This is a genomic window from Bifidobacterium sp. UBA4282, assembly GCF_002394995.1.
GTDB classification, from domain to species: domain Bacteria; phylum Actinomycetota; class Actinomycetes; order Actinomycetales; family Bifidobacteriaceae; genus Bifidobacterium; species Bifidobacterium pullorum_B.
Map to the genome: position 1 here is coordinate 12866 of NZ_DGVO01000024.1, position 23883 is coordinate 36748.

A 23883-nucleotide genomic window follows, 5' to 3' on the forward strand; every position below is an offset into this window, starting at 1 on the left:
GAAACGGCGTGATGGCGTCTTCCGAGGGGATGGCTCAGCGTCCGGGAGCTGCGCGGCCCGCACAGAGCGGTCAGGGTCGGGGACATCCCCTCGCAACGATGCGTCCGAAGACTCCCTAGCGGCGGAATCGACGTGATTGGATGATGGTTGGATATGATCGGCCATGGGATGTTCCTTCCCTTTATCGGCTGCGCACAGCATAGGCACGGACAGCAAGGCCCGCCAGACGCCCCTTGACCTGCGCAGCTCGGGCGGGGACGCCACAGGCCACTGTATCAGGACCTACGGTGCCCCGATCGATGTATGGGGGATATGGGGAAATCCGCCCACGACCCCGATTCAGTCCGCAGCGACGAAACGCATGGGGTCGTCGATGAACCGGCGCAACCCCACCGCCGCCGCGCCGACCAGCGCCGGCCTGGACGTGACGTCGGCCATCAGCACCTTGGCCTGCACCTCCGGATACCCCAGGACCTGCCGCTGCAACGCGCTCTGCATCTGCACGGCGATTTCAGGGCCGAACTGCGACCATACGCCGCCCAGCATCACCGTGTCGATATCGCAGACGTTGATCGCGGATGCGATCGCGGAGACCATGGCCTCGATGGCCTTGTCCACCACCGCCGCGGCCTTGACGTCATCGGCGTGCCACCGTTTGATTAATTCGTTGATCGACTCCCTGCGCGCGGCCGCGGAGCCGCTGGCGATACCCGCGGACTCCACCATCGCCCTGCGACCGGCGTAGGTCTCCAGGCAACCCCGCCGCCCGCACCGGCATACCGGCCCCCGCAGCTCCACCGACATGTGACCGAGTTCCCCTCCGAACCCGTGGTCGCCGCTCTCCACGCGCCCACCGCGCACCACGGCGCCGCCGATGCCGACGTCCGTGGACAGATAGATGAACGAGGCGTTGGGATCCACGATCCCGTCATCGTCACGGTGCATGGCATACCCGGGAATCTGCGCCAGCGCCGCCATGTTCGCCTCGTTGCCGGCCGTCACGTCCAGGCGCCGCACCACCTCGAACCGGGCGAGATCCAACTGTTCCCAACCCAGATTGCGGGCCATCAGCAGCCGCATGTCGTCCGTCACCAGACCCGGCAGCGCCAGCCCGGCGCCGGCCACGGTGTATCCGCAGTCGGCAAGCGCCCGCTCCTGTTCCTCGGACAACGCATTGAGCTTGGCGAAGATGCCGTCGGCATCCACATCGGACATATCCGCGTCAACCCATCGTTCGGCCACCACCGTGCCATTCAGGTCGAGCACGATGACGCCGTAGCCGTCCGTATTCACCTGCAGACCGATGCCGCAGTACCGCCCCCCGGCGATGAGCAGCGGGGTGCTGGGGCGTCCGTAGGAGGACTGCACGCTCGGAGTCCCCTCCCGCACCACGCCGCTGTCGACCAGCATCGAGACCAGCAGGGACATGGTCGCTTTGGTCAGTCCCGTCTGCTTGGCCAGTTCGGCACGGCTCATCGGCTCGGCGGCGCGCAACAGCGTGCTGATGACCACCGAGAGATTGTGGTTGCGTAGATCATCCTGGTTGATTCTGCGCAGCGTAGTCATGACGTAGCCCTCCTCCTTATGTGTTCTGGTGCTTCATCGCCTCCGGCGTGCCTCCCACAACATTGTGAAAAATGGTATACACACCAGTATAGTTCATTCGTCTAACTATTTGCGTATACTGGAAACGTTATTCGGACAAACGCCGCCAACGCAACGTTTTGGCGGCATGTTGCAAGGAGGCACAATGAGCAGAGTTCTGGTGGCCGGCGTGGACACGTCCACCCAGTCGACCAAAGTGCGCGTCACCGACGCCGAGACCGGCGAGATGGTCCGCTTCGGGCAGGCCAAGCACCCCGACGGCACCAGCGTGAACCCCGATGCCTGGTGGCAGGCGTTTCAGGAGGCGGCAGAGCAGGCCGGTGGGCTCGACGACGTGGCCGCGCTGGCGGTCGGCGGACAGCAGCACGGCATGGTGCTGCTTGACGACCATGGCCGCGTGATCCGCGATGCGTTGCTGTGGAACGACACCCGTTCCGCCACCAACGCCGACGTGCTCATCGCCCGTCTGGGCGAAGCCGAGAAGGCCGCCGACGGCAGCGAGGACGACCTGTCCGATGACCCGACGATGCGCGGCCGTCAGCGCTGGGTCAAGGCGGTCGGCTCCTCGCTGGTCGCCTCGTTGACGATCACCAAGGTGGCGTGGGTCGCCGCGAACGAACCGGAGAACGCCGCACGCATCGCCGCGATCTGCCTGCCGCACGACTGGCTGAGCTGGCGCATCGCAGGCCACGGCCCGTTGGGCGAGGAGGCGACCGCCGAGGAGCTGAAGGCGAATCTGGACGCGCTGTTCACCGACCGTTCCGATGCCTCCGGCACCGCCTACTTCGACGCGACCGCCAACGAATACCGCCGCGACCTGCTCGCCATGGCCCTGGGCCGCAGCGAGGAGGAGATCGCCGACATCGTGCTGCCGCGCGTGCTCGGCCCGACCGAAACCGGTGACGTGGCCGATCCGGCCATCGCGGGCAAGGACGTCGAGGGCGGCTGCCCGATCGGCCCCGGCGGCGGCGACAACGCGATGGCGTCGCTGGGCCTGAGCATGGGCGTGGGCGACGTGAGCATCTCGCTGGGCACCTCGGGCGTGGCCGCGGCCATCTCCCCCGTGCCGGCCTATGACATGACCGCCTCGGTCACCGGCTTCGCCGACTGCACCGGCCACTGGCTGCCGCTGGCCTGCACGATCAACGGCTCGCGCATCTCCGACGCCGGCCGCGCCGCGCTCGGCGTGGACTATGACGAGCTGGCCGAACTGGCCGCCGCCTCGGAGCCGGGTGCCGGCGGCATCACCCTGGTGCCGTATTTCGACGGCGAGCGCACCCCGAACCGCCCGGACGCCACCGCGGCGCTGTACGGCATGACGTTGGCCAACACCAAGCGCGAGAACATCGCCCGCGCGTTCGTGGAGGGCCTGCTGTGTTCGCAACGCGACTGCCTGGAACTGGTGCGCGGTCTCGGCGTGGATGTCAAGCGCATCCTGCTGATCGGCGGCGGCGCCAAGTCCGCGGCCGTGCGCGCGCTGGCCCCCGCCATCCTCGGCATGGACGTGGAGCTGCCTGAGACCGACGAGTACGTGGCGATCGGTGCCGCCCGTCAGGCCGCCTGGCTGCTGTCCGGCGAGGCCGAGCCGCCGGCGTGGCCGGTCAAGGTCGAGACCACGCTGACCGGTGAACCGACCCCGCAGGTGTACGAGCAGTACGTGCGCTGGCGCGGCTGATCGCATCGGCCGAACATCTCCGTCCCTGTGGTCCGGAACGCCACGGCAACCGCCGATGGTGTTCCGGACCACTTGTCATTTGGTATGGAACGCCGCAAGCCCGGACAGACAGGTTCCGTACCGTACCACTGTGGTACAAAACGCCGTATCCCCTCCTCGAAGCATTCCGTACCGTACCACTGTGGTACGGAATGCCATACCCCTCTCCTGAAGGATTCCGTACCGTACCACTGTGGTACGGAATGCCATTCACCTCACTATGAGTGGTTCCGTACCGCACCACGGCCAGATGTCACCAAACGAAAAGGCGGAATCAAGCCATTTCGATGAGCTTGATTCCGCCGTGGTACGGTACAGAACGCCGCAGCGACCGCTTTCGCCGTTCCGTACCACTACGTCTTGGCACGGAACGCCATCAGGCGCGATTGCGCGCTTCCGTACCGTACCCTGCCGAAGATCCAGCCGCTATTCGAGCTCGGCGAACGCCGGATCTCGGTCCGGCAGCGGTTTGATGACACGGCACGGGTTGCCGACCGCGATCGAGTTCGCGGGAATGTCGCCCACAACCACCGAGCCGGCGCCGATGATCGAGTTGTCGCCGATGACGGCGCCCGGGCAGATCGTCACGTTCGCGCCCAGCCACACGTTCGAGCCGATGTGCACCGGCGTGGTGTGTTCCCAGCCGTCCAGACGGGTCGCCGCATCCAATGCATGATTCGGGGTGCAGATCGTGCATCGCGGCCCGATCAGGCAGTCGGAGCCGATTTCGACGTATCCGCCGCCGACGATCAGGAAATCCTTGTTGATGAACGTGCGGTCGCCGATCGTCAGCCCGATGCCGTAATCCAGATTGATCGGGGGCCGAAAATCGACGCCGTCCCCGGCGCCCGGCACCAGATCGTGGAACAGGCGCATCGCCTCGTCCTGGTCCTCGAAGAAGACACGGTTGATGCGGTCGCAGGTCGATTGCGCCTGCCAGGTCAGGTCGGGCAGCGATTTCGACTTGCGATACTGCATCGGACGTCCCTCGAACAGGCGACGCACATCGTCGTCGGTTTCCAGCAAGGTGTTGAGGTCAACGGTCATGAGCTGACGATCCTTTCCATTTCAACGGTATACATCCGCCATTGTCGGGCCGGTTCCCGACGGGTGACGTCGCCTCACCGCGCATACATCCACGGCTCGCCTTCCACACGCACGTCGGCGTGGGTGCGCGCCGATTCGCCGATGGCCAGGCCGAGCGCATGATCGTGGATGCCGGCGGCGAGCGGGTAGATCTCAGGACCTTCGCCGCGCACGTACCGGCCCATCGCGATGAGATGGTCGGCCACGGCCAGGTCGTCCTCCGACAGGTAGGATCCCGGGCAGGGGTTGCGCCAGATGACCGAACCATCGAAGCTGGCCGTCGCCACCTCGTTGCCTTCGAGGTTCATGTCACGCCCGAGCCTGCGGTATTCGATCCGCGACGGCATCGGCACGCCGTCCTTGAAGCGCATCACCGAGTCGTCCACGATTTCGCCAAGGCTGCCGCGAATGACGATCCGGCGGGACAGCAACGGGTTCCACCACTGGTTGTCGACAAAGTTGTACAGACCGTACCGCCCTTCACCGAAATCGATGGTGGCGATCTGCGTCTCCAGCGGCTTGGGCTGCGGATCCACCTCCCACCCGTCGAAATGCAACGGGTCCAGCATCGGCGCGGTGAACGAGCGGGCGTTGACGGTGGCCGGTTCGAGGCCGATGCCCAGATAGTCGCGGATCAACGCCACCGCATGATACATATGCGTGGAGGCGATCTCCACCGAATTCGGCGTGCCGACCACGCCGGAGCGGACCAGAGCGAGCCGTGAGGCGTGGCCGGGCATCCGGTAGTACTGTTCGCCCACCTGCACCAGTTCGGCGCGGTCGGCGATGCGTGCCCACAGCGCCCGCAGCCCTTCCATGTCGGGGGCCGGCGGGGTCTCGCAATAGACGTACCGCCCCTGTTCGGCCAGCTGCGCCACGAGCCCGGGCGTGGCCGGCCAGGACACCACCACCGCCACGAAATCGGCGGCCGTGGCAGCCACGGCGTCGGCGTCGGCGCTCGTCGGCACGCCGTAGTCGCGCGCGATCGCCTCGAGCCGGTCGGCGTGATGCCCGACGACGAGGTTCACCCGCAGCCTGTCAGGCACGGCCTGGGCCATGCGGCACAGGAACCGGCTGCGCCAGCCGTCCCCGATGATGATCATCGAATATGGTTCAGCCATCGTCGGCCTTCCTTTCCTTAGGTGTTGTCCGTTTCCGCACCGGCCGTCAGGTCGCGAGGAAACCGCCGTCCGCCACCAATTCCGCACCGGTGATGTAGGAGGATTCATCACTGGCTAGGAACAGCGCGGCGGCGGCGATCTCCTCAGGTCTTCCCACCCGCCCCATCGCCGACATGCCTTCGATGGCGCGGCGGCGGTCGGCGTCGTCATGGATGAACAAGGCGAACCCGTCGGTGTCGGTGGGGCCGGGACTGACGGCGTTCACGCGAATGCCACGCGGGCCGAGCTCCGCGGCGAAGGTTTTGGCGAACGAACGCACCGCCGCCTTGGCGGCATTGTAGACCACACTATCGCGCCCGCCCTGCTGCCCGGCGATGGAAGCGAACAACACCACGGACGATCCCGCCTGCATGAACGGCAGCATCCGCTGCACGGTGAAGAACGCGCTTTTGACGTTCAGGTCCATCACCAGGTCGAAATCCACCTCGTCGGAACCGCTCACCGTGGTGTCCGGCCCGCCACCCACCACCGGCAGCACCGAATACACCGGCATGTTGCGCACGGCCACGGCCGCGGCGAGCCGGTCGATGTCCTCAACCTTGGTCATGTCAGCCTCGACGAAGGTGACCCTCGGGTAGGCGTCGAGCAGATCCTCGACGGCCGCGCGGGAGCGGTTCGCCACCACGAGCTCGGCGCCCTCGTCCAGAAAACGTCGTGCCACGGCGCGTCCGATGCCCCGACCGACGCCGGTGATCACGCACAGACGCCCATCAAGTCGTCCCATTGATAGTCCCCTTTTCAGAACACGACCGGGCTCACGCAGGAGGCGAGGATGGCGCGCGCATCGTCGCGGGTGATGTGGCGGTAGGAGCCGCCGACGTCGCCGGCATGGTCGGCGAGCTTGTCCAGCGTAGCCGGATCGGCCGGAATGCCGACCTCGGACAGGGTGAGCGGGGCACCGACTAGACGCAGGAAGTCGGCGTAGCGCTCGATGCCTTCCTCGGCCACCTCGCGCTCGGATTTGCCGGTCGAGTCCACGCCCCACACGTTCACCGCCCAGCGGGCGAAGCGTGCGGTGGCTTCGGGGCGCGAGGTATAGACGTACTTCATCCAGTGCGGATGGACCACGGCTAGGCCGGCGCCGTGCGGGATGTCGAAGTAGGCGGAGAGCGCATGCTCGATGCCGTGCGTGACCCAATCCTCCTCCTTGCCGCGCGAAATGATGCGGTTGAGGGCAAGCGTGGAATCCCACATCGCGTTGCTGCGGGCCTCGTAGCTGCGCGGATGCCGGCGGCAGGCGCGCCAGGAGCGTAGGATATGCCGTTGGATGGCCTCGGCCATCTCGTCGGAGAGGTTGTCGTCGCTGGGTAGCGAGAAATACTGCTCGCAGGTGTGGCAGAACATGTCCACGAATCCGTAGGTGGTCTGTTCGACCGGCAGGGTGAGCAGATAGGTCGGGTCGAGCACCGAGAACTTCGGCGTCAACGGGAACGAGGTGTAGCCGAGCTTGCGATTGCGCGACCAGTTGGTGAGCACGGCCGCATCCCCCATCTCGGAGCCGGTGGCCGCCGTGGTCAGCACCACGCCAAGCGGCACGAGGTTCTCGGGAGCGGGCTTGCCGGTTTCGACGTAGTCGTCCCACAAGTCCTCGTCCTCGCCCAATCCGGAGCCGAGCGAGATGAATTTGGCGCAGTCAATCACCGACCCGCCGCCGACGGCGAGGATCAGAGACACGCCGCGCTCCCGAACCAGTTTCACACCTTCGAGGACCTTGTCGAGCCTCGGGTTCGGCGTCACGCCGGACAGTTCGACGACCTCGTTGCCGGCCTCACGCAGCGCGGCCGTCACATCGTCATAGGCGCCGTTGCGCTTGATCGAGCCGCCGCCATAAACCAGCAGCACGGCGCCGGGGCGCGACCTGGCCTCCTCGGCCACATGCACGGCCTGGCCCTCACCGAAATAGATCTTGACGGGATTATGGAAGATGAAGTTTCTCATATGTTCATTCCTTTCATGAACAGCGCCGTTACGCAATAGATTCGGCGAACGGCGGAACCGGCAGCCCGTTCGCCCCGCACAGCAGGCCGCGGCTCGGGGCGTTGCGCCACGCGTACCGCACGGCCGCCGGCCTGCGCCACGGCACGTCAATGACCACGGTGTTGCCTTCGACTCGCGCCGGCACGGTGTGTCGAGAGCCGTCTTCCCACACCAATTCGAACTCGCCCGGATCGGCGCCGTTCATCGTGTCCAGACCGCAATCGCCGGTGCCGTCGTCGAAGGCGATGGTCAGCCGGCCGTCGGCCAGCCGCACGCCGGCCGGTTCCGGCGAGCGAGGCGCGTCGTCCTTGCCGTAGACGAGGCGTTGCGCCGCGGCGAACAGGCGGTCTGCGACCACGCTCTTGTTCCACGGGTGCAGGTCGTTCCAATCGCCCGCGTCGAGGGTCACCACGGCGGCGACGTCCTCGATCGACTTGGCGGCCTGCCACTGGTGTTTGCGGACGAGTGCCCAGCCGCCGTCCTCCACACCGTCGATGGAGAACACCGGCAGCTGCACGATGAGGAACGGCAGCCGCTGCTGCCCCCATGCCTTGCGCCAGCAGCCGATCATCGCGGCTAGCATACGGCCGTAGTCGTCCGCCACGTCGCCGGTGTTCGACTCGCCCTGGTACCACAGCGCGGCGCGTGCGGCGTACCCGGCGCAGGTCGCGGTCATGCCGTTGTACAGGCCGAGCGGCTTCCAGCGCACGAAGTCCTCGCCGGGGCAGTCCACGTCCGTGCGTGCACCGATGGAGTAGGTCCAGGTGCCGTCGAGATTGTACGAGTCGTCGCCCATGTCGAGGTGCATGTGCTTGCCCGGCGTCACGCGGCCCGTGCCGTGTTCGACGACCAGGCGCACGTCGATCTCGTTGCATCCGGCCTTCAGCACGCCTTCGGGCACCATGTAGTCGCGGGAGAGGTACTGGTGTTCGGACTGGCCGACTTTGACCCCGTTGACGAAGGTTTCGTCGGAGTCGACCATGGCACCGAGATGCAGCGCCGCCGATTGTCCGGCAGCGTAGGCGGGCAGCGTGACCGTGCGGCGCAGGTGGATCACGCCGCGGAATCCGGTCAGTCGCGGATCAGCGTCCTTCAGGAACGCGGGCAATGTGAGCGTGCCGTGGCCCAGGTTCTCGGATTGGGCTTCGGTCTCCCGGGTCCGCAGGTCCTCATACCAGCGATTCATCGCGGCGATGCTCTGCTCGCTGCGGGTGCGGGCCACCTCGTCGTCGCGGTAGGGTTCCAGATCGGCGAGCGCCTTCGGCCATGCGGCGAGCGTCTGCTCGTCCATCCACGATTCGATCGGCGAGCCGCCGAGTGTGATGTTGAGCAGGCCGACCGGCACGCCCAGCCACTGCCGGATCATCCGGCCGAAGAAATAGCCGACGCCGGTGAACTCGTCGAGCGTGTCGGCGGCCGCGCCAACCCAGCGGACCGGCTCGTCGAAATCGCGGCGAGGACCATGGAAGTCGAACCGGACGGGGACCTTGCAGTGGCGCAGCAGCGGGTCGGGTTCGCGCGCATACTCCGACGGGTACCGCCAGCGCAGGAATTCCATCTGGTATTCCATATTCGACTGTCCCGCGCAGATGAACACCTCGCCCGCGTAGACGTCGTGCGCGATCACCGGTTCGTCGCCGCCGTCGACCCGCACCTCCAGCCGGTAGGGGCCGCCGGGCTCCAGCGGATCCAGCTGTACGACCCAGGCTCCATCGTCACCGACCACAGCGTCGGCCGATCGATCGGCAATGGTAATCCGCACCTGCGAACAAGGCCTTCCAGTTCCCCAAATTCTCAACGGGGCACCTGACTGCAACACTCCCCCTTCGCCAAACAGCGGCGAAAGCGTTACGGTATCCTGCCTCTTATTCATCGTCATCATCGTTCCTCCCGCTCTTCCTTGTACCATCGGCACTCTCAGGAAGCACCGCTATTATTGAAGGGTCATTCCATAGGCTTGCACCACCAATGCCATGGCCTATGGAATGACCGGAATTGAGCGCTTACGCTCTCAGCTTGTGCACCCGCTTGCGGCCTTGCCGTCCGGCCTCGCAGGGGCCGAAACGATTCGGCGCGCTGGCGGGTGTACAAGTCTCATCGACGCCGAGCGATGACCAGCCCGCATCCGGCGGCAACCAGCAGCAACGCCACCACGGCGACTCCGATGACCGCGGAACCGGTCTGCGGCATCTTGTCGTCGTTGTCAGCATCGTCGGAAGGCCGCGGCTTCTCGTCGCCAGGCTTCTCGGTATCCTCGCCAGGAGTCTCCTCGTCACTGGGGGTCTCGGGATCTTCTCCACCCGGGGTCTCGGTTTCGGAGGGATCGGCCAGCAGACGCAGCACGCCCCAATGGGACGCCGTCTGATAGCCGGCACCAGTCGGATCAGCCCAGTTGCGGATGCCGATTCGAGCACCGTTCTTCGCGTCGTTGATCTGGAAGTCGACACCTTCGAAGGTGCCGGCCTCAGCCGTTTCCAGATTGATGGCCATCTCGACGACATAGCCACCGTCGACGATCTTGCCGGCAGTCTGGACCATGGACTTCTGGACATCCTCCGACGCGCCGGAGCCGAAGCTCAACTCCTTGCCATCGGCGGACACGCGAATCTGCTGGATGTCGTTGGTGTACTGGGCGCTCTTGTAGTTGCCGCGGTCGATGTACACCTCAACGGAGTCCTTCTCCCACGGATTCGAGTTGGCCAGATCGATGTCCGCGTCGGTCACTTCCATGAGGACATACAGCTTGCCGTCCGACCACAGGGTCTTGGCGGTAGCGGTCGCCTCGGGGGAAGGCGTGGCGGCGGTCACCTTACCCACGGGAACCTCGTTGGCTTCCGCCCAGACGGAATCCGACGGGTCGGCGTCAACGACCGGAGCCTGGGCGTCGGCGGGAACCTTCACGGCTTCCGTGTAGCTCAGCGGCTCGGCCAGCGTGACGGCGCCGGTGTCGTTCGTGCTCCACGCGCTGGTCTCCGTGGTGGCGGAATCCGTCGCGATGACGTTCATCTCGACGATGTCCTTCTCTGCACCGGTGTACGGGATATCGGCCACGACTTCGTATCCGGTATCAGACGAAACGACGTTGGCCTGCACACCCTCGCCGCCGGTCACACCGTTGCGGCCGATCGTATACTCGGCGTCACCCACACGCACGGTGACGGTGTCGTCATCCGCCGCGCTGGCATCGGCGACATCCGCGTAGACGACCAGAGAGCCGTCCTTCAGAGAGCCGTCCTTCAGAGAGCCGTCCTTCCAATAGACATTGAACGAGCCGGAAACCGCATCGTTTGCAGAGGGGGTCATCTCGACCAGAGGAAGGCGTTCCCACGGAGAGGACGCGCCAGCTTCGGCCACGGTACCGGGAAGCGCCGAGTCGATGCCCACGGCGTCATCCTTGAATGCGTTCATGCTCTTCAACGGCTCGGGAAGGTTGACACTATCGCCGATATAGCCGATGTACGCCGGTTTCTTCTCCAGGCTGTCATTGAACAGCAGCGGAGCACCCTCGCCATTGCGCCAGGACTGGTCGTCGCTCAGCCCCCACACCGAAACCGAGAACAGCTGGTCAGCGTGCCTGTGGATGATCTGGTTGACGTCGTAGTAGTACCGTCCCTGTTCGATGAGCTTCGCCTCCGTAACCGGGGTTCCGGTCGTCACGTCCAGTTCGGTGATGGCCTGCTTCTTGTTGAAGCGTTCCATGTCGGTCAGCGCGGCCTCCAGGTTCGAGGTCGCCGTGGTCAACGTCACATGGAACTGGTGGCCGATGCCGTCGAACGGCACGCCTTTGGCAACCATACGGTCCAGCAGGGCAGCATACCGGGTGCGCTTACCCGACTGCTCGGTGTTGTAATCGTTGATGAACAACGTCACCGGATGCTCGACCGAGGGATCGGCGTACACCTTGTTGAAGTACGTGTTCGCATTCTCGAACGCGTCATAGATGTACTCCTCACCGTCGTAGGTCTGGTACCACAGCGATTTGCGCATGCCGTCGGTGTCCGGATTGTCGGTGTCGTTCACAGTTTCGTTGACGACGTCGAACGCCACGACGGGATTCTTGTCGCTGCCGAACAAGCCGAATTCACCGGAAATCGCCTTGGCGACGTTTTCAATATGCTGACGCTGACGCTCCTGCATCGTGGCCTTGTCGGCCAGCGGGCAGCTGGTGACACCGTCGGTTTTATTGGTGTCCTCACACCATTCGTCCGCCTGGAAGAACCAGTCGGGCGTCTGGGAATACCACACCAGAACGTGGCCGTAGACCTTGATGCGGTTCTTGCTGGCGAACGTCAGCAGGTCCTGCGCTTCAGGCGACATGCGGAAATTATGCTGGTCGTCGTACCAGCCTTCCGGCTTCAGCGAGTTCTCCGGGGTGATCTGGTTGAAGTTCTCGACCAGGGCCTTCCCCTTGTCCTGGTTGAGGGTGTCTGTCTCGATGGCGACACCAGCGTTGATTCCCAGCGGATTGTATTCGCCCTTGATGCCGCCTGGATAGTCGGGGTCGGCCGCCATGGCCGTCGGGGCGAACGCCAGCGGCAGCAGCATGGCTGCGGCCGCAAGCGCCGCGACGATGCCACGGCGCTTGGACGCCCCACGTTCATCGGTTGTATTGAACAATGTATCCATCACTTTCCTCATTGATAATGGTGTATTCCTTGCGCAGCCCGCGTATCGGGCCGTTCGGTTCGGCAGCTACTCTGCCCCGAACCCGTTCGCTCGCACCTCCTTCACTCTTGTCTCTCGCTGACGTATTGACGCGTCAGCCCTGTTCCGAACCCATCGAACGGAATGGCCCCACAACCGATGGGTTCAAGTCTGTCGGCACCTCACCAGGCGCGGTATTCCCCCGCCAACGCCAGGAACGCGAAGGCGTAGAGGAAGTTGTCGTAGTAGCGGCGCGTGCCGGTGCGGATCGGGGTGTCCCACAGCAGGCGCACCCAGCGGATCGCGTTGTCGAGCGCGTCCGGCTCCTGCGAGTGCATCGCGGCGAGCGAGCCTTCGGCGGTGGCGGCGATGAAGCCGACCGGGTGCAGCACGGTCTCGTCCACCGGCGTGCCGTCGACCGCGTAGACGCAGGTGCGGTCGTGTTCGAGGAAGAAACGCTGCAGACGCGCGCTCGCGTCGCACAGTTCCGGCACGACGCCGTTCCACAGGCAGTCCAGCCCGATGTTGCCGGCGGTGCGGTAGGCGTCCGAGTAGAAATGCCAGTGGTCGCGCTCGTCGATATGCGGCGTGCCGTCGTAGTTCGAGTATTCGGGGTTCATGCCGGTTTCCGGATGGCAGGCGGTGACCAGATACCGGCGGCTGGCGGCGGCGGCCTGCGCCCAGAACGGACGGTCGGCCTCATCGGCACGTTCGGCGAACACCTCGTAGAAGTGCGGCAGATGGTAGGACGGGTCGGTCCATTCGGTCTCCGGGATGAACTTGATCAGATGGTTCTCCGGATTCCACATCGGGTAGCCCTCGCCGTCCTCGCCCTGATGCACGCAGGTGTTGAGGATCGAACGGGCGTGGCGGGAGTACTCGTACACCCCTTCGCCGTCGCCCCAGCGCGCGGAGGCCAGGAACAGGTCCATCGCGAAGTACTCCTCGCCGTCCGGGGCCGGGCCGTCGGCGTTCGGCACGCCGCTGGGGTCCACGGACCAGGCGAAGTAGCCCTTGTGCAGACCCTCGGTCATGAACATGTACTTCATGACCCAGCCCCACAGCTTGTCGAACACGTCCTTGCGGTCGTACTGTACGGCGATCATCATCGCATAGCTCATGCCCTCGGTGCGCACGTCGTGGTTGCCGGTGTCCATCACATAGCCCAGGCCTTCGTCGTTCTCCCAGTAGATTTTGTCCGGGCCTTCGAACATCTCATACCAGTTGCGTTCCAGACGGGCCTTGATGGCCTCGCGGCTGTAGCCACACTGTTCGAACAGGCTGGTTTCGGAACCGTTGTAATCAGTCATGTGTACTCTCCTTGTGCTCTTGTGATTCAGTTGGTCGTCGCGCTGCCCCATTGCAGCAACGCGTTGCGTTCGGCGTTCGTGCTCCAGTCGCGGATCATGCGGGTCCGCTGCCCGAGACGCATGGCGTCATCGCCGAATGGGGCATACCGCGTCCATTCCGGCAGCGGTGTACCGTCTGCATCGGGGCCGTTCGGGTCGCCGGTGGCGGCGAAGTTCGTCCAGTAGGCGACCATCCGGCGCGACAGGTCGTAGTGCCATCCGACGAACGGACGCCAGCAGGCGGCCAAGGTGCCGAACGAGAACCACAGGTCCGACGAGTGGAAAGCTCCGGCGTCATCCCCGGGCATGGTCACGTCGAACCGGTAGTAGTACGGTGCTTTGCGTCCGCTGCGAATCCACTCGGCGATCAGTTTGAGGTTGCCGACCTCGCCTGCGGGCAGCTGGGTGCCGTCGGCGTCGTCCTCCATGAACTCGCCGGTGGTGTTGCCTAGCATGATCTCGACTTCGTTCTGCTCCCCTCGTGCGATGGTGCGCGCGAACTGGTCAGTGAGAAACCGTCCGTCCACGCACGGCACCCAATTGACCATCATCGACCATTCACCGTCGCGGCCGGAATCGGGCGGCACCGGCAGATCCTCGGCCGCCTTGAGCAGGTCCTCGGCCGGCACCTGGCGCGCCTCGTCGAGCGAGGAGACGCCCAGCGCGGCGAACAGCCGTTCGGCGTTGCGGTGGGATTGGTCGAAGGACTGCTGCTGGCGGTTGAACATGCCGAGGCCGGCGCCGGACTGCATGATGGCCCGACCGAACAGGCCCTTGTTCATCGGCGAGCAGATCTGCGCGAGCACGCTGCCCGCGCCCGCCGACTGGCCGAAGATGGTGATATTCTCCGGGTCGCCGCCGAATGCGGCGATGTGCTCACGCACCCATTGGACGCCGGCGTGCTGGTCCAGGAGTCCGAAGTTCGCATACGGGGCGTCGTCCTGACGCGCCTGCGACTCTTCGCGCAGCCACTCATGGGTCAGGAAACCGAATACGTTGAGCCGGTAGGCCACAGAAACCACCACCACGCCGCGACGCGCGAGCGCGGTGCCGTCGAATTCTTTTTCTGCGGTGCAACCGGTCTGATACGCGCCGCCATGAATCCACACCATTACCGGCAGCGGTCGGTCTGCAATCATCCGCACGTCCTCGCCGCTGCCGCGCAACGCCGGGGTCCACACGTTCACATACAGACAGTCCTCATCGAGGGCGATGGCAGGATCCGTGCCCCATTCACGGTCGTAGAATTCATTCGAATCACCGGGCGTGGGCTGCGGACAGGCGGGGGCGAAGTCATGTGCCACCAGTGTGCCCTCCCACGGCTCTACCGGCTGCGGCGCACGCCAACGCAGATCGCCGACCGGAGGTGCGGCGAATGGGATGCCGCGGAAGACTGTGATCTCGGGTTCCGACGCCGCGATGCCTTCGACGGCGCCGCAGCCGGTATGGACGATGCGTAGCATGATCAGCTCCTTTGCTTGTGGTTCCAAAACCCGATCAGCGTGCGCGCCGGGTGATTGCGAACCGGTTGGTTCCCGGATGCAGTTCGGCGAACGGCCCCGGCAGCACCGTGTGATTCCGCTGCTCGCCGGTGATGTCTGTGTCGAATAGAATCGGGGTGCCGTCCGGGTTCTCGTACAATGCCTCGACGATGCGCGGCGTTCCCAAATCCGAGGTGCCGACGAGCGGCGTACGTTCGGTTACCAGCGCGGCGGGCACCTCCACGCTCACCACCGGACCGTCGTCACTCTCCTCCACGGTGATGGCCAGCGGCGCGTCAATGCCAGCCGTATCCCGTTCCTGCTCCGCCACCGGCACTCCGCAGTAGGCGTTGCCACCGACGTACAACGGCTGTACCGGGGACGGGTCACCGCCGCCCTGCAGGCCTTCGGCCACCGCCTTGTGGATATTGGCGATGTATTCCTCCATCGAGGTCGGGTACCCGGCGTACGCGCCGAGGGCGATTTCGCCGGGGCAATCCTCGCCGCCGTCGGGCTGGGTGAACACATTGTTGTAGTAGCGGTCGTCGCCGCCGGAGACGAACGCGCAGCCGGCCACCTCGGTGGTGTGCGGGAAGTGGTACGGCGTGGAGCGGTCCATCACGCGGTGCAGGTCGATGCGGCCGGCGATGAGGTTGTGCACCAGCGCGGTGCCTTGGGCAAACTGCTGGAACGTGCACGGCGAGGCGAACACGTTGTTGTCGAGCAGGCACGGGCCGTGGGTGACCTCGATCATGACGTCGCGTACGTTGTGGTGCATCACGTTCGAGCTGACACGCGTGCCCTGCGCCTGCCAATCCAGCCACAGGCCAAGCGAGCAGTCGTGGATGTCGTTGTGGTGGATCTGCGTGTCGAGCGCGGCGTGGAACTTGATGCCGGCCACCTCCCAGCCGAAGAATTCGCGTTTGAGGCCGATGTGGTGGCAGTGGTTGTAGGCGATCTCGCTGAACGCGCAGCCCATATGGCCGACGATAGCGTTCTGTCCGCAGTGGTGGATGGTGTTGCCGATGACCTGGTGGCCGCCGACCACGCCCTTGGCCCAGCCGACGCGCAGGCCCTTGAACACGGCTTCAAGCTGATACTGGTAGCCGGTCTTGCGTTCGGTGCGGTACCACTCGTTGTCTCCGGTGGAGGCCTCCTTGCCCAGGCAGACCGCCGAGCATTTGGCGTCGTGCAGGACGTTGTCGCGGATAATCCATCCGCGCGCCCAGTTGGGGCCGACCATGCCGATCTGCGGGGCCGTCGGCGGCGCCCACGGCGTGGCGGCCTGCGCCATCTCGAATCCGATGACGCTGATGTAGTCGATGTGGGTGCGTGAGGGGAAGAAGCAGCTGCGGCGCACGTTGATCTCGACCATCTCGGCGTTGGGGTCGGCTCCTTGGAAGTTGGCCCAGATGGTGGTGGTTTCGGTGCGTTCGTCGACCTCGCAGTACCACACGTAGCGCGTCTGGTCGGGGTCGTCCACCGGGCGGGTGACCTGCAGCGCGTTGTCGGTCAGCGTCGTGCGGATCTGCGGGTCGTCGAGTTCGGCAGGGTCGGTGACCTCGTAGAACGACCGGCCGTTGAGGTAGACGTCGCCCAGATGCTTCGGTGCGTCGGTGTTGCGGTCCGGCGTGTTCAGCCAGTCGCCGAAGATCGGCTCGCGGTACGGGTTGAACGCGCCGAAGAACGTGGGGGGCAGCGTCACCTTCCACACGTTGCCGCGATCGTGCTCCCAGGTGGTAATGCGTTCGGACCCCTTGATGACGGGGCGCTCCCCCTCGGCCGCGCGGTAGACGATGCGTTCCAGATCGCTGACGCCGCCGTGGGCGGGATCGACCTGCTCGCGGTAGACGCCCTCATGCACGATGACGGTGTCCCCCGGGCGGGCCAGTTCGGCGGCCTTCGAAATCGTGGCGAACGGGTGCGCGAGGTCGCCCGCGGACAGATCGTCGCCATCGGGACGGACGTGGAACTCGAAAGCCATGATGCTGCAACTCCTTTGTCGTTGGCGTTTGGAAATCCGGCCGCACCGGCGCGGCCACCAATCATACAACGTTATACTTTACGGTTTTTTCAAGCGTTCCCTCGATGAGGGGGTGCCGGATGTCTTCCGGCTGAGGGAGGGAGACGGGGAACCCGCCTCCCTCCGGCGTTGCGCGTCGCCTCCCCCGCCGGAGGGAGGCTGGAACTCACAGCTCCTTGTAGTCGAAGTGGTCGAAGGTGGCCACCTCGCCGTAGCCGGAGTAGTCGACCGCGGCCAGACCCACGAAGGCTCCGGTGAAGAAGCCTCCATATGTCTGGTTCACGTAGTCGTCGGAAAGGATCTTCGCATCCAGCTTGACCGGCAGCTCGGTCCAGGTCTGCCCGTCGAACGAGTACTCGTAGGTGTACCACTGGGTGCGCACCTTGGCGCGCAGCCACACACGCTCGACACCCTCGGGCACGACCACGGCGTTCTCGCGCAGGAACGAGGTGTAGTTGTTGCGGTCGTTCTGCGCCACCTCGATCACGCGGCACTTGCGGTCCTCGTTATACGTGACGAACGCCCACGACCAGTGCTGGTCGTTGTAGTAGTTCGTCAGACCGGCCATCGCCTGGTAGGTCTTCGGGTCGAACTCGACGCACGTTTCGGCGTCGAAATCGAACGCCTGCCAGCGGCGGGCCACCAGCGACAGGTCGAACAGGTTGCACAGCGAGCCCTGACCGATCAGTCTCAGGCTGCCGCCACCGACCGAGCCCATCTTCGCGTCGAACGGCACGCGCAGCGTATTCCAACGCGGGTCGAGCGTATCGGACTCGAACTCGTCATGCTGGTTGCGGGTCTCGGGCGCAACCGTCTCGATTGCGTCCTTCGGGGCCTCCACGTAGCGTTCGCCGCCATGGCCACCGACGATGTACGGCCAGCCGTCCTCGTCCCACTCGACCTTCTGGATCGCGGTCTCGCGGCCCAGCGTGCACCAGCCGCGCGGGTCGGTGAACGACTCGGTCTCGTGGTGCCACGGGCGGCCGCACAGCGAGGCGTAGTACCATTCGCCGGACGGGGTGTCCACCAGGGCGCCGTGGCCCTGCTTCTGCAGGTAGCTGCGCGGGGTGTCGAAATTCGTGATGAACGGGTTCGTGGGCGAGGCCTCGAACGAGAGCTCATCGAGCGTGCGGGAGCGTGCCACGACCTCCTGGTGGGTCCACACGGTGCCGCCCTCGGCCGCGAACAGGTAGTACCAGCCGTTGATCTTGTACAGGTGCGGGCCCTCGACGAGCTTGACGTCGTCGCCCATCCAGATCGTGCGGGCCGTCTCCGGCTTCAGCTGCATCGTCTCGACGTCGAACTCGGTCAGCGTGATGCCGTGGAACGCATGCTTGTATTCACGGTGATCCCAGGTCTGCTGCACCAGGTACTTGCGGCCGTCGTCGTCATGGAACAGGCTGGCGTCGAAGCCCACGCCGTTGACGCGAATCGGACCGGACCACGGGCCGTGGATGTCCTCGGTGGTGGCCAGGTAGTTGGTGCAGTCCTTGAACGCGCCGTTGACGACCTTCACGTCGGTGTAGATCAGCCAGAACTTGCCGTCGGCGTAGCTCAGGTCCGGGGCCCAGATGCCGCCGGAGGCCGAGTTGCCGCGCATGTCGAGCAGCTCGGTGGTGTTCAGCGCGGCGGGCAGCGGGTTCCAGTGGACCATGTCCTTGGATTCGTGCAGCTGCACGCCGGGGAACCATTCGAACGTGGAATTGGCGATGTAATAGGTATCGCCGACGCGGATCATCGACGGATCCGCATAGAAACCGGTGAGCACCGGGTTGGAAATCTTCATGTGTGCTCCTTGGGAAACGAATGACGGGGAAGGGCATCCCCTCCTTCGGGGATGCCCTTCCCGGACGACCAATCAGCCCTTGACGGCGCCGGTCAGACCGCCGACGATCTTCTTCTGGAAGATCGTGAAGCAGATCAGGGCCGGCAGCATGGCCAGCGACGTGAACGCCAGCACGGCGGCCGTATCGACCGAATGCTCCGAGCTGAACATGGACACGCCGAGCGGCAAGGTGTAGTTGTCGGAGCTGCTCAGGACGAACAACGGCAGCATGTAGCCGTTCCAGCTGCCCACGAACTGCAGGATGCCGACGGTGGCCACGCCCGGCATGGCCAGCGGGATGACCATGCGCCAGAAGAAGCCGAGACGCGAGCAGCCGTCGAGCAGCGCCGCCTCCTCAAGCTCGTTCGGAATGGATTGCAGGAAGGGCACCAAGATGATGATGGTCTGCGGCAGGCCGAACGCGATCTGCGGCAGGATGATGCCGGCGGGCGAGTTCGACAGGCCGAGGTTGCGGATCATCAGGTACAGCGGGGTGATGCCGACGGTCATCGGGAACATGAGGCCCGCCGAGAACAGCGAGTACATGAGCGGCGCGTACTTGAACTTGTAACGCGCGATCACGTAGCTGACCATGATGCCGAGCACGACCACGCCCAGCATGGTGAAGATCGCGACGATCAGCGAGTTCTTGAGCTCAACCCAGAAGGTGTCGCTTTGCGCCACGTTGATGTAGTTGTCGATGACCCACGGGTTCGGCAGACCCGACGGGTTGTTGGTGATCTGGGAGTTGGTGCGGAAGCCGCCGATGATGATATACAGCACCGGCACCGTGCAGATCGCGACCAGAATCACCGACAGCAGATAGACGACCGGGTGGCCCCACGGGGTCTTCTGCGAGACGCGGTAGCCGTTGGCCTTGGTGTATTGAGTGTTCTTGGCCATCTCACTTCACCTCGCTTGCAGCAGCCAGTCGCTGCGCTTCCTTGGCGCGCTTGGCTGCGCGCTTCTTGGCCTGCTTCTGTTCAGTCAGAGCACCTTCCAGATCGCGGTTGAGCACGAACTTCTGGTAGACGAGCGCCACGACCAGGGAGATGATGAAGATGATGATCGCCACGGCGGAGCCGTAGCCGTAGTTGCCGGAGTCACGGCCGTTGCGCACCATGTAGGTCGCCATCGTGGAAACGCCCGCGGTCTCGGAGATGTAGCTGCCCCAGATGATGTTGACCAGATCGAACAGCTGCAGCGAACCGATCATCGAGAGGAACACCCAGATGCGCAGAGTGGGAGCCAGCAGCGGCAGCGTGATACTCCACTGCATCTGCCAGAATCCGGCGCCGTCCACCTTGGCGGCCTCATAGAGTTCCTCGGGGATGGATTGCATGCCGGCGAGCATGAGGATCACCGCAAAGCCGATGTACTTCCAGCTGATGATGACCAGCAGTGTGATCATGGCGATCTTCGGATCGGCCAGCCAGTCGGGGCCGTCGATGCCGATGTAAGACAGCAGCTCGTTGACGGCGCCGGTCTTCTGCAGCAGCAGGCTCCAGCCGGTGCCGACGATGACCTCGGAGATCACGTACGGCACGAAGATGAGCGTACGAACCAGGCCGCGGCCCTTGAATTTCTGGTTGAGCAGCAGCGCGAACAGGATGGCGATCGGGGCCTGGATGACCAGCGAGCCGATGACCACAATGAATGTGTGGCCGATGGCGGCCTGGAAGGTCGGATCCTTGAGCGCGGTGATGTAGTTGTCAATGCCGGCGAATTCACCGGTCTCGGAAGGCATGCCGAAGCCCTTCCAACGGTAGAAGCCGTAGTAGAAACCGAGGACCAGCGGCAGGATCACGAAGCCGACGAACACGATGATGGCCGGCGCGGAGAGGATGAAGATTTCGAGGTTGCGGCGGCCCTTGCCGCTGCTCGGCTTCTTCTCTTTCTTGGCGGAGCGGGGCCGGACCGCCTCCGCATGGATTGCACTTGTCATGGCATCTCCATTGATTCTCTTGTGAATGCTGTGGACAAAAAGAACACAGCGGCCGGAACCTTAAGCGAATGGTTCATGTATCTTCGGTCCGAACCATTCATCCCCCGGTTCCGGCCGCCTTGCGTCACTCAGAGTGCGCCACCGGGATCAGCCCTTGGCGGCGGCGTCGCTGATGGCCTTAACGATGTCCTCGGGCGTGCCGCTGCCGGACAGGAGGTTCACTACAGCGGTGTTCAGCGCGTTGCCGACGTTGGCGCCAAGCGAGGTGTCCATCCACAGCTGCATGCCATCGGACTCATTAAGGGCGGTAACGAGCATAGTGAGGTTCTCATCGGTCACGTCGGCCTGAGCCTCGGTCGTCGCCGGAATCGTGGAGAACGCGGTGGCGTACTTATCCTGCCACTTCTTATCGACCATCTTGTTGATGAACTTGATTGCGGCTTCCGGAGCCTCCGGGTTCACGGCGAAGCCAGTGGCGGCACCCATCAGGGTGCCCTCCTCACCTTCACCACCCTCAACGGACGGGAAGGCGAAGAAACCAAGATCGGCCATCGGCTGCTGATCCGGGGTCAGATCCTTGAGCACACCCGGCTCCCACGTACCCATAAGCTCCATGGCGGCCTTGTGATTGGCCAGCAGGCCGGCGGACGAGCTCGCGCCCTGCTGGGCGGTGGTGGTCAGGTAGCCATTGTTGAAGTAGTTGGCGTCGTTGAGCTCCTGAAGCTTCTCACCGGCGGCGGTCCAGCATGGATCGGAGAAATCCTTGTTCGCCATGCCTTCGTTGTATGCCTCAGGCGAGCAGATGCGCAGGGACAGCCAGTAATACCAGTGAGCGGCGGGCCAGGCGTCCTTGGCGCCGACGGCGATCGGGTCGATGCCGGCGTCCTTGAGCTTCTGGCAGGCATCCATCAGCTCATCCCACGTGGTCGGAACCTCAGTGACGCCGGCCTGTGCGAACAGATCCTTGGAGTACCAGATGCCACCGGGCTGCACGGTGGTCGGCATGCCGTAGATCTTGCCATCATAAGTGGCGGAGTCTAGCGAGGAACCGAGCTTTTCCTTGTTCTCTTCGGTGATCTTGTCGGTCAGATCCATCATCTGGCCGGCGGCGATCATATCGCGGTCCTTCTGCCCGCCCAGGGCCATGAACACATCAGGACCGGACGACAGATCCTGCATGGCGGTAGTGAGCTTGCCTTCGAAATCCTCGTTCTGGATGGACTCGATCTGAACGGTGACGCCAGGGTTCTCCTCCTCGAACTCCGCGGCGAAATCCTCCCAGTACTGACGACCATCACCGGAGGTGGCGTTGTGCCAGAACACGATGGTGTTGTCGTCGGCGGACGAACCACCACCACCGCAAGCGGCCATGCCCAGCAGGGCAGCTACCGAAACACCGGCGGCCAGAATCCTCTTAAACTTCATCGTTCCTCCTATATGTCGTTCGAAACCGCAACCGCCCCGGTATCCCGACGCGGCGTTCTTCGTTCCCGAGTCGAGGGGCCCTCCGCCGTTGTGCAGCGTTGCGGCCCGTCGAACCCGATCGTCTCGCGACTCCGAATTCTAATATTTCCGAAAACTTTCATTGTTTTCGATAGAAAAAATACTATCGCGAGTTAGTTAAACCGTCAAACTTACAGCGTGCGGCGTGTCGCGGCCCACGCCCTAAACCCACTCCCCTACACACCCCACCTACCACAGAACCATCGGTGCAAACGTTTGATATCGCTTGATTACGGTATTATTTCAGTCTTTTACACATCCCCCACACCATCTAGCACCCCCACCAAGCAGCTACACATCACCTGCCCAGACACCTATCGCCGCATCGACAACCACCGGCAACATCCTGCATTCCATATTTTTCGAACATTTGCGAAAGTTTTCGTCGCTTTCGTGTTTTCAAACAACGCCCTTCGCGTATTGTCGAAAATTTCGATATACTGGATTCCGGTATTCACGAATACGTTGTACTCCATATCGCAGAAGGGGTTGCATATGCCCGACACCGCACGTCATCACCGCACGTCATCCAAATCCACGCAGCTGGCCGACATCGCCGAACGCACCGGGTATTCCCTGGCCACGGTCTCCAAGGTGCTCAACGGCCGCAGCGACGTGGCCGCCGGCACCCGCCGGATCATCGAAGAGGCGCTACGGGACAGCGGCTACACCAAGCGCATCTCCACCACCAAGAACCGCAAGCTCATCGAGACCGTGTTCCAGAACTTCGACAACATCTGGTCGCTGGAGGTGCTGCGCGGCATCGTGCGCGAGGCCAGCGCCCACGACATGAGCGTCATCACCACCGAAAGCGGCGACCGCACCCACCCGGACGCCAAATGGATCGACGGCGTGCTGCGCCGGCAGCCGCTCGGCGTCGTGCTGATCTTCTCGAACCTCACCGAATCGGAGAAATCACGCCTGCAGGCGTTCAACATCGACTATGTCACACTCGACCCGGCCGGCGACCCCTCCCCCGACAACCTCTCCGTACAGGCCGACAACTGGACCGGCGGCATCATCGCCACCCGTCACCTGCTCTCCCTGGGGCACACCCGCATCGGCATCATCACCGGACCGAACTCCATGCTGTGCTCCAAGGCGCGACTCGACGGCTACAAGGCGGCCCTGGACGAGCACGACATCCCCTTCGACCCCGACCTGGTGCGCGAAGGCGACTTCTCCACGGCCGGCGGCTACCTGCAGGGACTGTCGCTGCTCAAGAACTCCGCCAAACGCCCCACGGCCATCTTCGCCGGCAGCGACCTGCAGTCGATGGGCGTCTACGAGGCGGCGCGCACGCTGGATCTGAAAATCCCCGAGCAGCTGTCCGTCATCGGATTCGACGACGTGCAGACGGCGGCGTACATGGGTCCGGCGCTGACCACGGTACGCCAGCCGCTGCAAGACATGGCCGCCGCGGCCGTGCGCATGATCATCGACAAATCGCACGGTCGGCCGATCCAGAACCGCTCCATCTACCCGACCACGCTGATCGTTCGCGACAGCACGCGCCCGTTGGAGATCAGCGAACCGCACTGACACGGCCG

Annotated in this window: 16 protein-coding genes; 2 read left to right on the plus strand and 14 right to left on the minus strand. The window is 64.3% G+C overall.

What is annotated here, in order from left to right; translation table 11 throughout:
* Positions 1-339: 339 nt before the first annotated feature.
* A complete protein-coding gene (locus B4C31_RS03160; RefSeq protein ID WP_291531304.1) occupies positions 340-1566 on the minus strand; it encodes an ROK family transcriptional regulator in 1227 nt (408 codons plus the stop codon).
* A 184-nt stretch (positions 1567-1750) separates the two neighbouring features.
* Between B4C31_RS03160 and B4C31_RS03165 the strand changes: the two genes are divergently transcribed.
* Positions 1751-3280 (plus strand): xylulokinase, encoded by a 1530-nt coding sequence (locus B4C31_RS03165; protein ID WP_291531305.1) that lies wholly within the window; start codon positions 1751-1753, stop codon positions 3278-3280.
* 465 nt (positions 3281-3745) lie between these two features.
* Here B4C31_RS03165 and B4C31_RS03170 read toward each other — a convergent pair whose 3' ends face one another.
* The 13 genes from B4C31_RS03170 to B4C31_RS03230 form a co-directional block, all read right to left on the minus strand.
* Positions 3746-4366, minus strand: a complete 621-nt coding sequence (locus B4C31_RS03170) for a sugar O-acetyltransferase (RefSeq protein WP_291531306.1) — start codon at positions 4364-4366, stop codon at positions 3746-3748.
* Positions 4367-4440: 74 nt separating this feature from the next.
* A complete protein-coding gene (locus B4C31_RS03175; protein WP_291531307.1) occupies positions 4441-5526 on the minus strand; it encodes a Gfo/Idh/MocA family oxidoreductase in 1086 nt (361 codons plus the stop codon).
* A 46-nt stretch (positions 5527-5572) separates the two neighbouring features.
* A complete protein-coding gene (locus tag B4C31_RS03180) occupies positions 5573-6310 on the minus strand; it encodes an SDR family NAD(P)-dependent oxidoreductase (protein ID WP_291531308.1) in 738 nt (245 codons plus the stop codon).
* A gap of 14 nt (positions 6311-6324) precedes the next feature.
* Positions 6325-7524: an iron-containing alcohol dehydrogenase gene (locus B4C31_RS03185; protein ID WP_291531309.1), complete on the minus strand. Its 1200-nt coding sequence runs from the start codon at positions 7522-7524 to the stop codon at positions 6325-6327.
* Between the two features lie 28 nt (positions 7525-7552).
* Positions 7553-9325: a sialate O-acetylesterase gene (locus B4C31_RS03190; RefSeq protein ID WP_291531310.1), complete on the minus strand. Its 1773-nt coding sequence runs from the start codon at positions 9323-9325 to the stop codon at positions 7553-7555.
* A gap of 332 nt (positions 9326-9657) precedes the next feature.
* Entirely contained in the window at positions 9658-12189 is a 2532-nt protein-coding gene (locus B4C31_RS03195; RefSeq protein WP_291531311.1) for an endo-1,4-beta-xylanase, read from the minus strand.
* A 200-nt stretch (positions 12190-12389) separates the two neighbouring features.
* Positions 12390-13517, minus strand: coding sequence for a glycosyl hydrolase family 8 (locus B4C31_RS03200; protein ID WP_291531312.1), 1128 nt, complete (start codon positions 13515-13517; stop codon positions 12390-12392).
* Positions 13518-13543: 26 nt separating this feature from the next.
* A complete protein-coding gene (locus B4C31_RS03205; protein WP_291531313.1) occupies positions 13544-15019 on the minus strand; it encodes a carboxylesterase/lipase family protein in 1476 nt (491 codons plus the stop codon).
* Between the two features lie 34 nt (positions 15020-15053).
* A complete protein-coding gene (locus B4C31_RS03210; protein WP_291531314.1) occupies positions 15054-17021 on the minus strand; it encodes a right-handed parallel beta-helix repeat-containing protein in 1968 nt (655 codons plus the stop codon).
* 205 nt (positions 17022-17226) lie between these two features.
* Positions 17227-18846 (minus strand): glycoside hydrolase family 43 protein, encoded by a 1620-nt coding sequence (locus B4C31_RS03215; protein ID WP_291531315.1) that lies wholly within the window; start codon positions 18844-18846, stop codon positions 17227-17229.
* Between the two features lie 72 nt (positions 18847-18918).
* Complete coding sequence (locus B4C31_RS03220) at positions 18919-19788, minus strand: carbohydrate ABC transporter permease (RefSeq protein WP_291531316.1); 870 nt, start codon at positions 19786-19788, stop codon at positions 18919-18921.
* Between the two features lies 1 nt (position 19789).
* Positions 19790-20830 (minus strand): carbohydrate ABC transporter permease, encoded by a 1041-nt coding sequence (locus tag B4C31_RS03225; protein WP_291531317.1) that lies wholly within the window; start codon positions 20828-20830, stop codon positions 19790-19792.
* A 147-nt stretch (positions 20831-20977) separates the two neighbouring features.
* The gene (locus tag B4C31_RS03230; RefSeq protein ID WP_291531318.1) at positions 20978-22255 is read right to left on the minus strand and encodes an ABC transporter substrate-binding protein; all 1278 of its coding nucleotides are present in this window, start codon (positions 22253-22255) and stop codon (positions 20978-20980) included.
* Between the two features lie 573 nt (positions 22256-22828).
* Between B4C31_RS03230 and B4C31_RS03235 the strand changes: the two genes are divergently transcribed.
* Positions 22829-23875 (plus strand): LacI family DNA-binding transcriptional regulator, encoded by a 1047-nt coding sequence (locus B4C31_RS03235; RefSeq protein ID WP_291531319.1) that lies wholly within the window; start codon positions 22829-22831, stop codon positions 23873-23875.
* Positions 23876-23883 lie beyond the last annotated feature (8 nt).